Annotated in this window: 12 protein-coding genes; 5 read left to right on the top strand and 7 right to left on the bottom strand. The window is 30.3% G+C overall.

Annotated features, from left to right (window positions below; genetic code table 11):
• A partial coding sequence (locus tag N187_RS04945) for a hypothetical protein (protein WP_075550335.1) occupies positions 1-386 on the top strand: 386 nt, incomplete at its 5' end.
• Here N187_RS04945 and arcC read toward each other — a convergent pair.
• From arcC to arcA, 4 genes are read right to left on the bottom strand one after another with little or no spacing between them, the layout of a single operon-like run.
• Positions 379-1,311, bottom strand: a complete 933-nt coding sequence (arcC, locus tag N187_RS04240; protein ID WP_025419992.1) for a carbamate kinase — start codon at positions 1,309-1,311, stop codon at positions 379-381. The genes N187_RS04945 and arcC overlap by 8 nt on opposite strands.
• A 23-nt stretch (positions 1,312-1,334) precedes the next feature.
• Entirely contained in the window at positions 1,335-2,750 is a 1,416-nt protein-coding gene (locus N187_RS04235) for a YfcC family protein (protein WP_025419991.1), read from the bottom strand.
• Between the two features lie 52 nt (positions 2,751-2,802).
• Positions 2,803-3,786 (bottom strand): ornithine carbamoyltransferase, encoded by a 984-nt coding sequence (gene argF / locus N187_RS04230; RefSeq protein ID WP_025419990.1) that lies wholly within the window; start codon positions 3,784-3,786, stop codon positions 2,803-2,805.
• Positions 3,787-3,804: 18 nt separating this feature from the next.
• Positions 3,805-5,034, bottom strand: coding sequence for an arginine deiminase (gene arcA / locus N187_RS04225; RefSeq protein ID WP_025419989.1), 1,230 nt, complete (start codon positions 5,032-5,034; stop codon positions 3,805-3,807).
• A gap of 149 nt (positions 5,035-5,183) precedes the next feature.
• Here arcA and N187_RS04220 point away from each other — a divergent pair, with 149 nt between their 5' ends.
• Genes N187_RS04220 through N187_RS04210 form a run of 3 tightly spaced genes read left to right on the top strand, consistent with a single transcriptional unit; the run spans position 5,184 to position 7,920 of the window.
• Positions 5,184-6,776, top strand: a complete 1,593-nt coding sequence (locus N187_RS04220; RefSeq protein ID WP_025419988.1) for a hypothetical protein — start codon at positions 5,184-5,186, stop codon at positions 6,774-6,776.
• Positions 6,777-6,782: 6 nt separating this feature from the next.
• A complete protein-coding gene (locus N187_RS04215) occupies positions 6,783-7,373 on the top strand; it encodes a ribonuclease H family protein (protein ID WP_025419987.1) in 591 nt (196 codons plus the stop codon).
• A complete protein-coding gene (locus N187_RS04210) occupies positions 7,342-7,920 on the top strand; it encodes a hypothetical protein (protein ID WP_233275064.1) in 579 nt (192 codons plus the stop codon). The genes N187_RS04215 and N187_RS04210 overlap by 32 nt, the downstream gene beginning before the upstream one ends.
• A gap of 79 nt (positions 7,921-7,999) precedes the next feature.
• Here the strand turns inward: N187_RS04210 and N187_RS04205 are convergent, their stop codons facing one another.
• The 3 genes from N187_RS04205 to uvrB are packed head-to-tail and all read right to left on the bottom strand — an operon-like array spanning position 8,000 to position 16,225.
• Positions 8,000-11,434: an LPS-assembly protein LptD gene (locus N187_RS04205; RefSeq protein ID WP_038443459.1), complete on the bottom strand. Its 3,435-nt coding sequence runs from the start codon at positions 11,432-11,434 to the stop codon at positions 8,000-8,002.
• Entirely contained in the window at positions 11,389-14,229 is a 2,841-nt protein-coding gene (gene uvrA, locus N187_RS04200) for an excinuclease ABC subunit UvrA (RefSeq protein ID WP_025419993.1), read from the bottom strand. The genes N187_RS04205 and uvrA overlap by 46 nt, the downstream gene beginning before the upstream one ends.
• 19 nt (positions 14,230-14,248) lie before the next feature.
• A complete protein-coding gene (gene uvrB / locus N187_RS04195; protein ID WP_025419985.1) occupies positions 14,249-16,225 on the bottom strand; it encodes an excinuclease ABC subunit UvrB in 1,977 nt (658 codons plus the stop codon).
• Between the two features lie 125 nt (positions 16,226-16,350).
• Between uvrB and N187_RS04190 the strand changes: the two genes are divergently transcribed.
• Positions 16,351-18,060 (top strand): phospho-sugar mutase, encoded by a 1,710-nt coding sequence (locus tag N187_RS04190; RefSeq protein WP_025419984.1) that lies wholly within the window; start codon positions 16,351-16,353, stop codon positions 18,058-18,060.
• The last annotated feature ends 68 nt before the right edge of the window (positions 18,061-18,128 follow it).

The raw sequence follows: 18,128 nt of genomic DNA, 5'->3' as shown, positions 1-18,128 counted from the left end.
ATAAATATAACGCCTTTATTGGAATAACCATGACCTACAATGAATGGGTTGATTTTAATATCATCCCCATTCACTTTTATCCTCATAACCCAATCTTATTCTCAAATGCCTACTTTGCCCTATCTATATCTCTTTATATATTGAAATATCAAATACAAATACATCCCCTTATTATTAATATCTTATTAGGCACTCAATTACCTATAACTCTCAGAACTGCTATAATTACTGGTAACAATATATCTGCATTCCTTTTCCCTGCTTTACCCTTTGTCTCTATTAAACTTAATATTCCAATTAACAACTTATTTTTTATAATATCTACTTTTTCCTCCTCATTACGTGAGTATTTCTTAATTGATATAGCTATAACATTCCCTATCTAGTTATCATTGTTCCTGTAACACCATTTATTCCTTCAATAACTTTCCCTAATGATGTAATAATTGCTTTCCTATTTTTTTTAGATTTTACAAATTCAATACTTGCCTTTACTTTAGGCAACATAGATCCTTCTGCAAAATGTCCTTCTCTCATATATCTCTCTAAATCAATAATATTAACCTTGTCAAGCAAAACTTCATCTTTACTTCCAAAATTTAATGCTACATGATCAACAGCAGTGACTATCAATAATTTATCTGCTCCTATATCCTGTCCTAATCTAGATGACGCAAAGTCTTTATCAATTACTCCACTTATTCCTTTAATCACTCCTCTTTCATCTCGTATAACAGGTATACCTCCTCCTCCACACGCAATAACGATACATCCTTTCTTCATTAACTCACTTATCTCTTCAATTTCTACAATCTCAATTGGCCTGGGTGACGCTACTACTCGCCTATAACCTCTTCCACTATCTTCTCTTAGAATATATCCCTTACCCTCAAGCTCCTCTGCTCTTATCTTATCATAAAATGGTCCAATGGGTTTGCTAGGTTTTCCAAAACACTCATCGTCCTTATCTACAATAACTTGAGTAAGTACTACTACCACTCTTCGCTTAATCTTTCGCTTATACATCACATTCCTTAATGCCTGCTCAATATAATATCCTATCATGCCTTGACTCATACCAACACATACATCAAGTGGCACCAATGGTGTCTCTTTGCACATCTCATTCTCTAGTAAGATCCTTCCTACTTGTGGGCCATTACCATGACTAATAATCACCTCATAACCATACTTGACCAAATCTACTATCTCACACACACTACTCTCTATTCTGGATAATTGATCGCTAAATGACCCATCTCCACCTTCTAACGCATTTCCTCCAAAACTTACTACAACCCTTTTACTCATACACATACCTCCCAATTTACAATTTATAAATACACATTTGCCATTACCATTAAAATACATATTAAAAATTCAATTACAAATAGAGGCATTACAAACTTAAACCAACTACCATAACTGATTTTTGCTATACTTAATACAGCCATTATAACTCCACTTGTTGGAGTTAATAAATTAACCAAGCCTGACGCTGTTTGCATACTCAAAACAACTGAAGATCTTGGCATATCTAAAAAGTCAGCCAACGGTGCCATCATTGACATTGTTAAACTTGCATGCCCTGATGAAGAAGGCACAATAAATCCTATACAAATCTGTACCAGCTCATTTAATACTATAAACATAGCTTTAGGTACTCCATACAAAAATTCCGACGCTGCATTTAATATTGTTCCCGTAATCATTCCTTCATCAGCCACTATCATCACTCCTCGAGCCATGCCTATAATCAGAGCTGCTGTAATCATATCTTTAGAGCCCTCCACAAACATTTCCCACATCTGTAATTCACTCATCTTACATATAAATGCTGATAAAATTGCTGTGCCAAGATATAACATAGTCATTTCTTTCATCCACCAACCAAGCTCCAAAATACTATATATTAAAAATACAATCATCACAGCATATAACATTAACACCATCTTTCGTCTATTTGTAAATTCCGGCATACTATCTCCTTTACCTCCCCTATTACCTTTAACAAATAGATCATAATGCTCTTCTCTTTGCTCATATACAATAGATTTCTTAGGATTATCTTTTACCCTAATCGCATATATCAACACATATACTATAGCTACAAACACAGAAATTAAATACAAAATAATACGAAAATAAAAACCTTCCTTTATTCCAATACCAGCTATTGCTGCTGCTATTCCCGTAGCAAATGGATTAATAGTAGATGCCATAGTTCCCACACCGGCCCCTAATCCAATAATTGAAACAGCTACAATATTATCATAGCCTAAGGCTATTACTAGTGGAATCATAATAAGATAAAATGGAAGTGTCTCCTCATACATACCCGTTATAGTTCCCCCTATGGAGAAAATAAACATCATAAATGGTATAAAAAGTCTATCCTTATTTCCCATTTTCTTAATTGCTGCTGCTATTCCTGCATCAACCGCACCAGTCCCCAAAATCACCCCATAAGCTCCACCAACAATCAAAATAAAGACAATAACTTCAACAGCATGCTCCATACCTTTAGCCATCGCTGTTAAAATAGTAACAATACCACCTAAAAATCCTTGTGAGGTTCTTTCTACTGTATGATAAGTCCCAGCCACAACAACCTCTCGCAAATTCCCATTAATATCTCTCATTTCTTTATAAAATTCACCAGCAGGAACTATATAAGTTAACACAGTCATAATCACTATTAAAGCAAATATTATTGTAAAACTACTTGGCATCTTATTCTTATTAACCATCTTACCTCTCCTAATATATACTATATTTTCCTAACCTAAATTTTACAACTAATTATCCTAAGGTCCCAATCATTACAGATTTAATAGTATGCAACCTATTTTCAGCTTCATCAAATACAACAGATCGGTCACTCTCAAAAACATCATGTGTAACCTCAATACCCTCAAGCCCATACTTATCAAATATTCCTTTACCAAGTAACGTATTTAAGTCATGAAAAGCTGGTAGACAATGCATAAATATCACATCTGTCTTTGCCAAAGACATAAGCTGACTATTAACTTGATATGGTCTTAACAGCTTGATTCTTTCATCCCAATTAGTCTCACCCATAGATACCCAAACGTCAGTATAAATAACATCAACATCCTTAACTGTTTCCTCAAGCAAACTAGAAATAGTAATATTACCTCCATTATTGCTAGCTATCAATCTTGCCTTAGTTACCAATTCTGGATCAGGAAAAAGTTCCCTTGGCGCAAATATTCTAAAATCCATTCCCATAATAGCACATCCTTCCATTAAAGAATTAGCAACATTATTTCTACCATCGCCACAAAATACCATCTTTAAATTTTTCAAACATCCCTTATGTTCTTCAATAGTCATAAAGTCAGCAAGTACTTGTGTTGGATGAGCAATATCTGTCAACCCATTATAAACTGGAACATTAGAATACTTAGCTAAATCCTCAACTACTTTCTGAGAAAATCCTCTGAACTCAATAGCATCATACATTCTTCCTAATACTCTTGCGGTATCAGCTATCGACTCTTTTTTACCTATTTGACTACCTGTTGGTCCCAAATAAGTCACATGAGCTCCTTGATCATAAGCGGCAACCTCAAATGCACACCTCGTCCTTGTCGAATCTTTCTCAAAAATCATAGCTATATTTTTCCCCTTAAGCCTTTGTTCTTCCAATCCTGAATACTTATCTTTTTTCAATTTATGAGATAAATCAAGTAAATACCTAATATCCTCTTGGGTAAAATCTAAAAGCCTTAAAAAACTCCTCTTTTGTAAATTACACATAAATCATTCCCCCATTAACTAAATATCTTCTCTTATCAAAGGCATAGACATACATCTTGGACCTCCTCTCCCTCGTGAAAGCTCACTAGAAGGAATTGCATAAACCTTAATCCCACATTCCTCAAGCAATCTATTAGTCACATAATTTCTAGAATAAACTATTACTTCTCCAGGTGCTATTGCCAAAGTGTTAGCACCATCATTCCACTGCTCTCTTGCTCCATGAATCAAATTCCCTCCAGCACACTTGATTATATTAACCTTACAGCCAAGATAGAAACTTAAAATATCTTCCAATTTAGCCTTTTCACATTTAACTTTAATACTGTCAGAATCCAAATTATAAGTCAAAGCATAAATTGTAAACTTCATATCATCGCTAGTAAAACTTGTAAAAGTAGTATAATCCACTTGAGTAAACACTGTATCCAAATGCATATAAGATCTACTCTGTGGAATTTGAAAAGCTAAAATAGTACTAAAAGAGGTTTTTTGTTGAAAAAGTTTGTGGGCTACTTTCTCAACAGATTCAGCATCGGTTCTCTCAGAAACACCAATAGCCAAAACATCACGACTTAAAATTAACTCATCTCCACCTTCTAAAGTAGTATCTTCATACCTAGTATACCATATAGGAACATTTTCTTTATAAATAGGATGATATTTAAAAATATATTCTGCAAATATTGTCTCCCTACGTCTAACTTTCGTTTTCATCCTATTTATTGTTACACCATGACCAACACTAGCAAAAGGGTCCCTTATAAAGAGTATATTGGGCATAGGATCAACAATTAAAGGATACTCACTATTTACCAAAGAGTTAAGAGAACCAGATCTATAACCCTTAAGATCATCCCTTGTAACCCCTGCTATCATTTTTGAAATCATATCCTTAACAGACATATTATAAAAATAGTCTTTTAAAGCTTTGGTCTTATTTTCAGTCCTAATTCCTGCTTCAAGAATAAACTGAGATATAAACTGTTCTTTAATATCATTACTCTCAGAAAGAGTCTCACTAACTAAATCTTCAATATAGACAACCTCAACTCCATTATGCCTCAAAGTATCTGCAAAAACATCGTGTTCTTGCCTTGCCACTTCAAGATAAGGAATATCATCAAATAATAATTTTTTCATTATTGAAGGAGTGAGATTTTCCAATTCCTCACCTGGCCTATGCAGTAATACCTTCCGCAAACGACCTATTTCTGAGAATACATTTATTGGTTTCAAATATCCCATAACAAAAACCCCTATCCTTATAAAAAAGTTTTAATTTAATTATATTTAATTAACATCTTAAAACTTAAATTACAAAAAATCAATATAATTAAAACTTATAAAAAATAAATGGGCCCAGCACTCGACAACAAATATGATAAAATATTGACATGCAATATCTTACATACATATTTAACTTAATAAGTTTATACCTAATATGTTCTTGTGCTTTATTTAATGAAAATTCTCAAAAAAGCCACAGTTCAAATACTATCTTCTTAACCCATCACTATCCACCAAATCATACCCTTGTAACCAATATAACATACACTACATATCACATACCATTGCACCTAATAAACACAATATTAGAACACACAGGATCTCCTAATGAATTAAAAATGCTAGCAATAAACTTAAAAATAAGTCCCCAAAAAATAGAAGAAATAAAAAATTACTTACTAGCTTATCAAAGACATTTAAATAATTCACAAGAATGGAAAAAATTCCTTGAACAAAGCAATGTAAATGGATATTTAATCATTAAAGTCAATACAAGCTTTAGAAAAAAATCTGATGAAATTTCATCAGGTTCAATCAACAAAAGTTTCACAGAACTAACAGAAACACAAATGTATTTAGAAAAAGAAATCTTAGCATTATTAGAACAAGTATTTTATGAAAAAAATATGGGATATATACCTATTGAAAACATAAAATCCTTTTTTCCTCAAGATAGCATAACAAACTATGCTATCCATAAAGACATAATCAATGGAATAGAATATATATCACCGCACATAATAGCAAACCAACTACTAAAAATTAAAGACAAACAATACTTCAACAAATTCATGATTCATCTGCAAATTGAAAACAACAAAATAACAGAAATCTTACAAAAACAAAAAACTTCTGATGAATACAATAATTCATACTATTCAACAAACTTAAAACAAAAATTAAACTCTATAAACAATCATAGACTAATCCCTAATATCATAGATCCAGAAACAAAAAATGAAATAACACCGCAGAAACTAAGATCCATTTTATCAAATGGAGATATACTGTTAATAAAACCAAAAATAGACTGGACTGACTTTTTTTATTTTTGGCAACACACAGGAGTATTTGATGCTGACAAGTATGACAATACAAAAAAAATTGCATTTAAAGGAAAAGACAGTTTTGAAATAAAATCAGTAATCACAAGTAATCAAATCAAATTTGACACAGCATCTGTTCAAGGTTCAGGTTACGAAAAACTCACAACTTATGTACAATCAAGGATACTAAAAATCTTCTCACCAATAACAGATAAAAGAACCATTCAAAAAGCAATAAATTTTGCCAGAAACAGATATGTTGACAATAACTTCGGGTACATGGTACCCTTGTTGTCTTCTAATATGTGGACTGATGCAATTAATCTTGAAGAGATTTATCATAAAACTTACTGTTCGTTAGTAGTGGATAGAATATACAAAATAGCTGGCCTTAATGTATCAAGAAATTATGAAATATCTGGTATAGTTACTCCTGGAGAGATAAACGCAGCTGCTTATGATTTTTATATGTCATATACAATAGCAGGAATATTGCCCAGCATGCTCCCAAAAAGACTTATCAAACCAACTCTTATAGAAAAGTTCATAGGATATAATAGAGAAGTAAAAAATTCAATAGAAAACCAAAGTTCAAACGAAAAAATATTTGGTAGACCTTGCAATATAACTAATGCTTGGTGTCTAGGGAGTTAATTAAACATGAAAAAGTATTATGCATGCATATTAAATAATAAAAATGAAAAATTCATTTTCACATCTTGGGAAGAATGTAAAAACAAAATCACGGGACAAAAAAATAAAATAAAAAGCTTCAAAACACGAGAAGAAGCAGAAAATTGGCTCTCAAGAGATGGAAAGCCTGGTATCCACCCAAAAGGAATATATTTCGACTCTGGAACTGGAAGAGGCAAAGGAGTAGAAATTAGAATTGTTAATGAAAAAGGAATATCAATAATAAATAAGGTAATAAACCAAAATCTAATTAATAATCATGATAATTATTATGTCAAAGACTTTAATGGAATCAGTAACAATTATGGAGAACTTTTGGGATTATATATTGCCCTCAAAATAGCATTACAAGAAAACACAAAGAATATATTCGGAGATAGCAAACTCGTAATTGATTACTGGTCCAAAGGATTTTACAATAAAAACTTAAACAAAAACACTATTCAATTAATTCAAAATGTGATAAAGCTAAGACATATTTTTGAGGAACAAGGAGGACATATATTATTAATATCAGGAGACAATAATGTTGCAGATCTCGGCTTTCATAAAAGATAAAATCATAATTTATAAAGCAATACATATGCAAATACAAAATATTTTAAAAATATGTATAATTATACTAAATATAATCTCCTGTACTACAATAAAGCCTACACAAAAATACAAGACAAGCTTTAAGATAATAAAATCCCATGCCCAATATATCAGCATAGACAATATTGAGGCAACAGACGAATATATCCACATTGAATACACAAATACAAGTGATGAAATAGTAAAAATAAACTGGCAATATACGAATCTAAATTCTAAGAACATAGTTACAACAAAAAATGATACTCAATTAATAAATAATCTAAGAATTTATAAAAATAAATATAAAGAATTATTAATAGGACCAGGAACTTCTCAAACATTTAAAATCTATTTAATGAACAAACCTAAACAAAATACTAAAACCCCAACTAATAGATCAGAAGTACAAAAACATTCACTTAACAAAATCAAATATCCAGCTATTTTAAAGCTAAGCATAACAAAAATTAATATTAAGCCACAACAAACCATTGATATCTTAATATCAAGAATCCCAAAAACATAACAAAATCTTAATCTAAAAAATAATCTTTTCTAAGGGATATCACTAGATATTAGACAATCTTTAAATATAAATTTTTTTACTACCTCTCAGATTTATGATTAACTAAAAGTTCATAATTAGTACTTGAATTACTTTCTAATGACGACTTAACAGGTTCAAAGAAATTCCAAGAAATATAAATTGAAAAATTATTTCTCCAAACAGAAGAATATCTACCGCTATTATCCTTTAAAACATATGGCCTTAAATCGTACTCTCCTACAAACTTCCAATCATAAAAATTAAATTTAAAGCTTGCACTAATTTTCTTAATTTTAAACAACGAGTCTTTTCTATCCTGAATATTAAAGAAATTAAATGATTTAAACAGATCTATAAAAAGATTAACCGTTTCAAGCCCAAGCTGATCCATGTACCCTCCAAAATATCTAAAAATTTTTGTATTAATAGAACGAGTAGACAAGCTCAATTCAAAAAATTTAGTATAATTAAACTTAAAAGCAAACTCAGCCCAAAATTCACCATCAACAAATTTTTGTAAATTCATTTTCCACCCAGTATCTATTCCCAATCCAATTGAAAATTTTTCATCAGAGAATTTAAACCCATATAAATCTCTCTTATACTGAACACCTAAAAAATACGGTACAAGCTTAGCTGTAGACCCTACCTTTGCAAAATCACCAAGCAGTTTATCATACTTATACTCAAAATCGTTTTTCATAGCAAATTCAAAGCTAAAGTCATAAGCATTAAACTTAAACGAAAGTTCGGACAAACCATTCATTAAAGGATCATAAGCAATTAAAAAGACAAGTTTTAAATAATCTAAATATCTTGGTTCTATCTTATAATATAAAGCAGGATTCATCTTCAGATCCTTATAAGACTTTGATTTTGAAGACTTTAAATTAACAACAGATGTCTTTTGAATAAAAGGAGCCCTCCTTCCTTTCTCCTCAAATTTTTTACCATATTCAATTCCAACACCTAATTCTTGTAATAAATAAGGAAACTCCAACGCAAATTTAAGCTTAGAAGAAGTATATATATTCTCAAAAGTATTTTCCAATATTCCTGAAAGACCAGCAGTAAAAACCCTGTAGTCATAAATCAAGTCAAAATTAAATTCTTGATAAAAAGTTTCAGGACTCTTCAAAAAAACGGTACTATTTTTACCATCTAACTTTTTAGAATTCTCATCATACTTCTTGTCAAATGAATAAATAGTAACTTTATTCTCAAGCTTAATACTACTCCGAGAAAAAGCAGGATACATCATGAAAGGCAATAAAACTAAATTTGTTTTATTAACAACTGAATGCTCACTCTTCTTATCTTTATCAACTAAATTATAATCTTTATCTAAAGGACTATACTCAACAGTATTAAGACACAATATGTCCTCAAAAGTAATAAGTTGATTATAAAAATCAGCATGCAATTTTAAATCTATCTTATTTTTAATATCAAACAAATAACTTTTTACATCATAGTTAAATTCTTGAGGAGATTTAGCTTTAGAGTCATCAAAAAATACATTATTTTTAAAATAAGGATTAATACCAAATCTTATATAAAAAGAATCTTTCTTGCTAAGCTCATGAGAGACAATTGGATTAGGAGATAAATATAAATTTTTAGCCAAATATTTTTCTCCCTCAAATCCCTTAGAATTACTCTTATTTTTAGCATCCTCAAAGACATCTCCAATATTTTTGAGCTTGGGTCTTATAATTATTTCTTTATCCTCAGAATCCGACTTAGAATCCGAAGTCCAACTACTATTATAAAGATCTTTTTGAAAATTTAAATCAATATAAGGCAAGTAAATTCTCTCTAAATAAAACCATTTCCTAGTTGGATCCTTAATATTTTTAGGACTTTTACCAAAGATATTCTCATAATTTGCCAATTTAAAAGTAAGTCCAAGATTATTTAATCTATAATCAAAAAGAATATCATTACCAAAAGTTCGATTATAAAAAGAAGATATATTCCAATCAAATGTCTTTATCATACCTTTTCTTAATGACAAATCTCTTTGTGAACTTAAAACAGAAAAAAATGTGGTATTCTCTAATCTATTTTCAAAGTCAATTACCACATAAGGATCTGAATAATGCTCAAAAACCAGTGCAAAAAGTGCATCACTGACTAAAAATTCAGACTTGGATTTAAACAAATATCTAAAAGGCACTTCAACTCCAAATATGTCACCCTTATTTATATTACCAAAACTAAAAAGAGAATAATTGATACTATCACTACTAAAAGGATGATAACCACCAGAAAGGTTATTCTTATGAAGAGTCCTTGTCAAACCTATGCCAAACTTACCTTCAAAGGTTTTAAAAAAATCTAAAGTATCACCTAAACTAAAATCAATACCTGAATAAAACCCCAAATTAGAATAAATATCAAAAATCAATTTAACATAATCTTTATTAATTCTAGATAAAACATCTTCTGCAAAGAAATAAGTTAAATAACCATTTCTAATATAAGACTTCTTAGATGAATCATAAATTGAGTGAAAGTCAAAATCTAAAAAGGAAATATCATCAAGATCGACAGACTTTTTACCAAGTAAATATACAGTATTAAAAAGAGTAAAACCTTTCCTTAAAGAATATCCTAAAGAAGGATTAAAAAACAAACTATCACCCGGCCTAAAAAAGAATGGAATATAAAATATAGGTACTCTACCCATATAAAACACAGCATTTAGAATACCAAAATCCCCAGATGGCAAAATCCATATCTTAGAAGCTCTAATAGAATAATAAGGTTCTGGAATTTTACTAGATGTAATAAAAGCATGCTCCAATATGCTTACATCATTATCCAATCTTTTTAAAACTTTCCCTCCAAATGAAACAATATTATCAACTAAATTTTTATGAATTTTTTTTTGAACAATTCCATTTTTAAGCAAAAAATTCTGAGAATCAAAATCAATAAATAATTCACTGCCATAAAAATATATATTATCATCAGTACTTAAATCAAACTTATAGTTAACACTTCCACTAGCAAAAAGCTTCCTAGCCTTTTTATTAAAAATAATTTTATCACCCTTAATATTATGTTTTTTATTTTCTTGAATATCTTCAATAACAATACTAACTTTACCTTTAAATATGATAGTTTCATCCCCAGTAATCTCATAAGTAAAATTTTCAAGATTGCCTGTACTCTCAATGATTATCTTATACCTGCCCACATCTTTGCCATCTTTTGAAAAAAGATCAGGAGATATACCAAACTTTTCTAAAAGCAATGCTTTTATTTTAGAAACATCTTTCTCTTCAATCCCCTCTTTTAAAGCCCATCTTTTCAAATCTTCATCACTAGAAAACTCAAGTTCTTTTAAATTAGCTTTCTGAATCAAAGTTAGATTTTTTTTATCATTAATATCTTGAGCAAATAAGATAAAATAATTAAAAACACTTACTAAAAATAATATTACAAAAGACTTTTTAAAAACATTCCTGTATAGGAACTCTTGCATTTCGAAACCTCTTCAGGAGTTCCAGATACAACAATATTTCCTCCAGACACCCCACCCTCAGGACCTAAATCTATTATATAATCTGCTTGTTTAATCACATCTAAATTATGTTCTATAAGAACAACGGTATTTCCATTTTGAACAATCAATTGCAATACTTTTAACAATTTTCTTACATCATCAAAATGTAAACCTGTTGTTGGTTCATCAATAATATAAAAAGTTTTTCCTGTACTCTTTTTGGCAAGCTCAAAAGCCAATTTAATCCGCTGAGCCTCTCCCCCTGAAAAGGTTGTTGATGCTTGACCTAATTTAATATATTCAAGTCCCACTTCCTTCAAAACGTTTAAATAATGATTAACCCTTGGAATATTGTCAAAAAAATCTTTAGCTTCAAGAACACTCATTTCTAAAACATCATAAATATTTTTTCCTTTATATCTAATCTTCAAGGTTTCTTCATTAAATTTTTTACCCTTGCACAAATCACAAGGGACAAAAACACCAGGTAAAAAATGCATCTGAATATTCAAATGCCCATCACCTTGACATTTTTCACAACGTCCACCCTTAACATTAAAAGAAAATCTACCTGACCTAAATCCCCTTGCTTTAGACTCTGGAAGCTTTGCAAAGAGCTCTCTAATTTCTGTAAAAAATCCAACATAAGTTGCAGGATTTGATCTTGGAGTCCTGCCTATTGGTTTTTGGTTTACCTGAATAACTTTATCAATTTGCTCATATCCAATAATATCCTTAAAACCATTAAAATAACTTGTATTTGATTTTAACCTACTATCAAGAGCAGGATATAACACCTCATTAAGAAGGGTACTCTTTCCACTACCAGAAACTCCCGTTATTACAGTAAAAACTCCCAAAGGAATGTTTACATTAATATTCTTTAAGTTATTTTTATTAGCATTCAAGAGCACAATTTCAGCTTTTCCCCCCTTACGCCTTATTTTTGGCACTTCTACTTTAAGCTGACCACTTAAATACTTACCAGTCAAACTATTATCATTACTCAAAATATCAGATAAGTTTCCTCTAGCAACTATCTCACCACCATAAATCCCAGCCCCAGGTCCAACATCAATAATATAATCAGCTATGCGCAAAGTTTGCTCATCATGCTCTACAACAATTACAGTATTGCCAAGTTCTTTCAAATTAACAAGAGTACTTATTAATCTTTCATTATCCCTCTGATGCAACCCAATACTAGGTTCATCAAGTACATAAAGAACCCCAGAAAGAGCTGATCCGACCTGAGTAGCAAGTCTAATACGTTGAGCCTCTCCTCCTGAAAGGGTCCCAGACATTCTGTCTAAGCATAAATAAGAAAGTCCAACATCAATTAAAAATTTGAGCCTACTTTTAATTTCTTTCAAAACTTCTTTAGAAATTTTTGTATCAAGATCATTAAGCTCAATACTTTCAAAAAACGAATAAGAATCCATAACAGAAAGATTACTAAGTTCTTGAATATCTTTTCCACCTAACTTAACAGATAAAGCTTCAAGGCTCAATCGCTTGCCTTTACAAAAATTACAAATCTTGCGAGACATTAAACCTTCATAAAACAATTTAGCACTCTCAGATTCAGTTACAAGATAACGTCTCTTTAAAAGAGGAATAAGACCCTCAAATTTTTTAGAGTAATGAAAACCACCTTTTATCTCTTTATTTTCCATTTCTCTAGACTTATAGATAAAATCTATCTTTTCATTGACACCATACAAAATTTTTCTAAGAATATCTCCAGGAATATTTTCTACAGGAGTATTTAAACTAAAACCATAATGCTTAGAAAGTCCTTTAAAAATCGCTAAAGCCCACGAAGAACTAGGTTTAAAAGGAATAAATGCACCATCGTAAAAAGAAAGCTTAACATTAGGACAAATCTTTTCAAAATCAAAGTCAAGTGTAATACCAAGACCAGAACATTCACTACAAGCTCCAAATGGACTATTAAATGAAAAAAGTCTTGGCTCTATCGCAGAAAGAGAAAACCCACATAAAGGACAACTATTATGTTCTGTAAAGATCTTATCTAGATATTCTAAATTATTTTCGATCTCTACACGTAAATATCCATTAGAAACCGATAAAGCAGTCTCAATAGATTCTGCAAGCCTAATCCTTGAATCACTACTCAATTTTATCCTATCTACTATAATTTCTATATTATGTTTTTTGTTTTTATCTAAGCTCAAATTAATAGCATCTTCTATCAAATAATCTTGAGAATCTATTCTTACTCTACTGAACCCTTGATTTAACATCTTTTCAAGATTTTTTTTATGAGTACCCTTTGCACCCATAACAACAGGAGCAAATAATATAACCTTAGACCCTTCAGCATAGCTTAAAACAGTATTAATCATATTATCTAAAGATTGCTCCTCTATCAAGCTTCCATCATTTGGACAATAAGGCTTGCCAATTTTCGCAAATAATAACCTATAATAATCATAAATCTCAGTAATTGTACCAACAGTTGACCTTGGATTATTGCTTATTGTTCTCTGCTCGATTGAAATAGCAGGAGAAAGTCCTCCTATATAATCAACGTTAGGTTTTTTCATTACTCCCAAAAATTGCCTTGCATAAGATGACACAGATTCCATATATCTCCTCTGACTTTCTGCAAAAATTGTATCAAAAGCTAAGGATGACTTGCCAGAACCGCTCTTACCAGATATCACTACTAAACTATTCCTTGGAATATCAACATCAACACTTTTTAAATTATGTTCTCTTGCACCCCTGACAGTAATTTTTTCGCTCAAAAATATAAACTCCTTGTTTTCAAAAAAAATCCCGTCCCTTAACAAGATTTTTTATTTTATCTCGTAAAAAGATAGCATCTTCAAATCTTTCATCACTAACCGCCTCTTCAAGTTTAAACTTAAGCTTCGCGATAAGATCCTTCTTAGATAACTTTTTATTGAAAATAATCTTTTCAATATCATAATCAACAGTCTTATTTTTTAATTCTTCTTCTAAAATATTTTGTACTTTTTTAATAATAGTCCTTGGAATAATATTATTCTTTTTATTATACTCAATTTGAATATTCCGCCTCCTATTAGTTTCGTCAATAACCTCTTGCATTGCACAACTTACTTGATCATAATACATTATAACACAACCATTTAAGTTTCTAGCAGCTCTACCAACCATTTGAATCAGAGAAGTAGTAGATCTTAAAAACCCTACCTTATCAGCATCTAATATGACAACAAGAGAAACTTCAGGAATATCTAAACCTTCTCTTAGCAAATTAATTCCTACAATAACATCAACTTCTGATCTTCTAAGCGATGTAATAATCTCTACTCTTTCAAGAATATTAAGCTCTGAATGCAAATACCTAGCCTTTATTTCAAGACTCAACAAATAATCTGTCAAATCTTCAGCCATTTTTTTAGTCAAAGTTGTAATTAAAACCTTTTCATTTAAAGCTACTCTTTTCTGAATTTCATTATAAAGATCTTCCATCTGTCCGTCTGAAACCCTAATAATAATTTCTGGATCAACAATACCTGTTGGACGTATTATTTGCTCAACAATAACACTACTCTTTTCACACTCTTCAAGGCCAGGAGTTGCTGAAATAAAAACAGCCTGATTAATTAAAGATTCAAACTCATGATATTTAAGGGGTCTATTTTCAAGTGCTGATGGAAGTCTAAATCCAAAATTTACAAGATTCAATTTTCTTGAATAATCTCCATTATACATCCCCCTAAACTGAGGTAAAGTAACATGAGATTCATCAATAAAAAGCAAATAATCTTTAGGAAAAAAATCAAAAAGACAATAAGGTCTATTCTTTTCATTTTCACCAAAGTACTTAGAATAATTCTCGATACCCTGACACAACCCAGTTTCTCGTAACATTTCAATATCATATTCCACTTTCTGTCTAAGTCTTTCAGCCTCAAAAAGCTTACCATTTTCCTTAAAATAACGATATTGCATTTCTAAATCAACTTGTATTTTAGGCAGAGCACCTAATATATTTTCATAAGGAATAATAAAATAAGATTTAGCAAAAAGAGTAAATTCGTCAGTAGATCCCAAAATCTTTTTTGTAAGTGGACTAATCCTATTTATTTTAACAATCTCATCAAAATCTAAACAAATCCTATATGCAAAGTAACCATGTTCATTACTAGGCCATACTTCAATAACATCACCTTTAATAGAAAACTTATCATGCTCAAGATTCACAAGTGTCCTTTCATACTGAAGTTTAACAAAAATATCTGCCATCTCCTTAATAGAAATTTTTTGTCCTACAAAAAAAGCATAAGCAGAGCTCTTAAAAAATTCTGGAGAACCTAACGCATAAATTGAAGAAACTGTAGCAATAACAATAACATCTCGCCTTCTAGAAAGAGATGTTACCGTCCTTATTCTCTTAATTTCAATATCTTCATTAATAGTAGCTTCCTTTTCTATATACAAATCTTTTGATGGAACATAAGACTCAGGCTGATAATAATCATAATAAGAAACAAAATACTCAACGGCATTCTCTGGAAAAAAATCCTTAAATTCTCTATAAAGCTGAGCAGCTAAAGTCTTATTATGACTAATTATTAAAGAAGGTTTCTCTAAATCTCTAATAATATTAGCTATTGTAAAAGTTTTACCACTACCTGTAACACCCTTTAAAGTCTGATATCTATTACCAAATAGAATAGATTTTTCTATTTCTCTAATTGCTTTTAGCTGATCACCAGAAGGAGAATAATCAGACTTTAAAAAAAATTGCATGAAAACCTCAAACAAAAATATTGCAAATCACAATATAATAACTAATCCTATAAATTATATATTTAGACATCATTATATTATAATTTAATTATAAATTCTCAAATAACAAACTAAAGGAAAATATCATGAAAAATAACAAACTTCAAAAAAAATTAGAAAAATATATTCAACTTGAAAAAAACAGATACTTCAAGGACGAAGCAGTAAAATTACTCATCGAAAATAACAAGATAGAAATATACAATAGATTTTATAAAGAACTAGAATTTGGCACTGCCGGAATGAGAGGCATCATTGGAGCTGGGACATACTATATAAATACCTATAATGTCGCAAAAGCAAGCCAAGGAATTGCTAATTATATCCTTAAAATAATACAAAATCCTAAAGTTGTAATAAGTTACGATTCAAGACATTTCTCGAAAGAATTTGCATATGATGCTGCTGAAATCTTTGCATCAAATGGACTCAAAGTTTATATATATAAGCATCTAAGACCAACACCACAATTATCCTATACAGTCAGAAAATTAGAATGCGATCTTGGAATAATGATAACAGCAAGCCATAATACAAAAAAATACAATGGATATAAAGTATATTGGAAAGGAGGTGTTCAAGTAATATCCCCTCACGACACACGTATAATATCGGAAATTCAAAAGGTATCCAATATTACAAAGACACTTACAAAAGAAGAAGGGATAAATAAGCAAGTAATAATTGAGATTAATGATGAAATTGACATGACATATGTAGATAAAATAAATGAAGAATTTCCTGATTTCAATAAAAAAAGCAAAAATGTAAACTTAAAAGTAGCATATACTCCTTTGCATGGAACAGGAGGAACAATAATAAAAATATTATTCAAAGGCAGTAAAGTAGAACTTATAACTGAACCAAGTCAAATAAACCCTGACCCAGAATTTCCTACAGTCAACTATCCTAATCCTGAAGAACATGTAACCATGGCAAGAGTAATAGAACTTGCAAAGAGAGAAAACTGTGATATTGCATTCGCAACAGATCCAGATGCTGACAGGGTAGGCATAGCCTTTAATGAAAGTAAAGAATGGAAAATTTTAAACGGCAACCAAATTGCATCTATTTTAATGAATTACTTATTATCTAGAGAAAATGATCCCAAAAAAGTATTTGTAATAGCTTCTTTCGTTACAACACCAATGCTAGATAAGATAGCCCAAAAATACAACTCAACATTACTTAGAACATACACAGGATTTAAATGGATAGGACATTTAATAGATGAGATAAAACTAAAAGAACCAAACAAAAAATTTATTTTTGGATGTGAAGAAAGTCATGGATACTTAATCGGCACTGGAACCAGGGATAAAGACGCATTTTCAGCCATAAAAGGATTCTGTGATTTAATGCTTACACTAAAAAAGAATCAAATAACAATAGGTGAATATCTTCAAGAAATGTACAAAGAGTTTGGATACTATGAAGACTTTACAATTAATAAAAGTTTTAAAGGAAGTAATTGGTATTCTTTAAGAGAAGAACTAATGTCAAAATTTAGAAACGAAGTCAAAAAAGAATTTGCAGGAATTAATATAATCAAAAAAATAGACTATAAAACATTAAAAGAAACCGATATGAACAACAACATATACGAAATAAAAGAATACAAATATACTACAAATGCAATAAGATTTTTACTAGAAAACGAAATACAAATAACCATTAGACCATCTGGAACAGAGCCAAAAATTAAATTTTATGTATCCATATATTCAAGATACGAACAAAAAAATAATATTTCTGATATAATGAATAATATAAAGATGGAGATAGAAAAATATTAATATAGCAGAAAACTTAATAAACCTAGTCGAAGTATCCGCGAGAGAAGTTGCTAGAAAAAACAAAAATA

The sequence above is a fragment of the Borrelia anserina Es genome, assembly GCF_001936255.1.
Classification (GTDB): Bacteria; Spirochaetota; Spirochaetia; order Borreliales; family Borreliaceae; genus Borrelia; species Borrelia anserina.
This window is presented reverse-complemented; position numbering and strand designations above follow the sequence as displayed.

What these genes read in the sequence shown, in the direction of transcription:
- N187_RS04235 (WP_025419991.1), bottom strand. Translation starts at nt 2,750, where the DNA reads ATGGTTAATAAGAATAAGATGCCAAGTAGTTTTACAATAATATTTGCT.
- N187_RS04215 (WP_025419987.1), top strand. Translation starts at nt 6,783, where the DNA reads ATGAAAAAGTATTATGCATGCATATTAAATAATAAAAATGAAAAATTC.
- N187_RS04190 (WP_025419984.1), top strand. Translation starts at nt 16,351, where the DNA reads ATGAAAAATAACAAACTTCAAAAAAAATTAGAAAAATATATTCAACTT.
- N187_RS04220 (WP_025419988.1), top strand. Translation starts at nt 5,184, where the DNA reads ATGCAATATCTTACATACATATTTAACTTAATAAGTTTATACCTAATA.
- argF (WP_025419990.1), bottom strand. Translation starts at nt 3,786, where the DNA reads ATGTGTAATTTACAAAAGAGGAGTTTTTTAAGGCTTTTAGATTTTACC.
- N187_RS04205 (WP_038443459.1), bottom strand. Translation starts at nt 11,434, where the DNA reads ATGCAAGAGTTCCTATACAGGAATGTTTTTAAAAAGTCTTTTGTAATA.
- uvrB (WP_025419985.1), bottom strand. Translation starts at nt 16,225, where the DNA reads ATGCAATTTTTTTTAAAGTCTGATTATTCTCCTTCTGGTGATCAGCTA.
- arcA (WP_025419989.1), bottom strand. Translation starts at nt 5,034, where the DNA reads ATGGGATATTTGAAACCAATAAATGTATTCTCAGAAATAGGTCGTTTG.
- N187_RS04210 (WP_233275064.1), top strand. Translation starts at nt 7,342, where the DNA reads ATGTTGCAGATCTCGGCTTTCATAAAAGATAAAATCATAATTTATAAA.
- arcC (WP_025419992.1), bottom strand. Translation starts at nt 1,311, where the DNA reads ATGAGTAAAAGGGTTGTAGTAAGTTTTGGAGGAAATGCGTTAGAAGGT.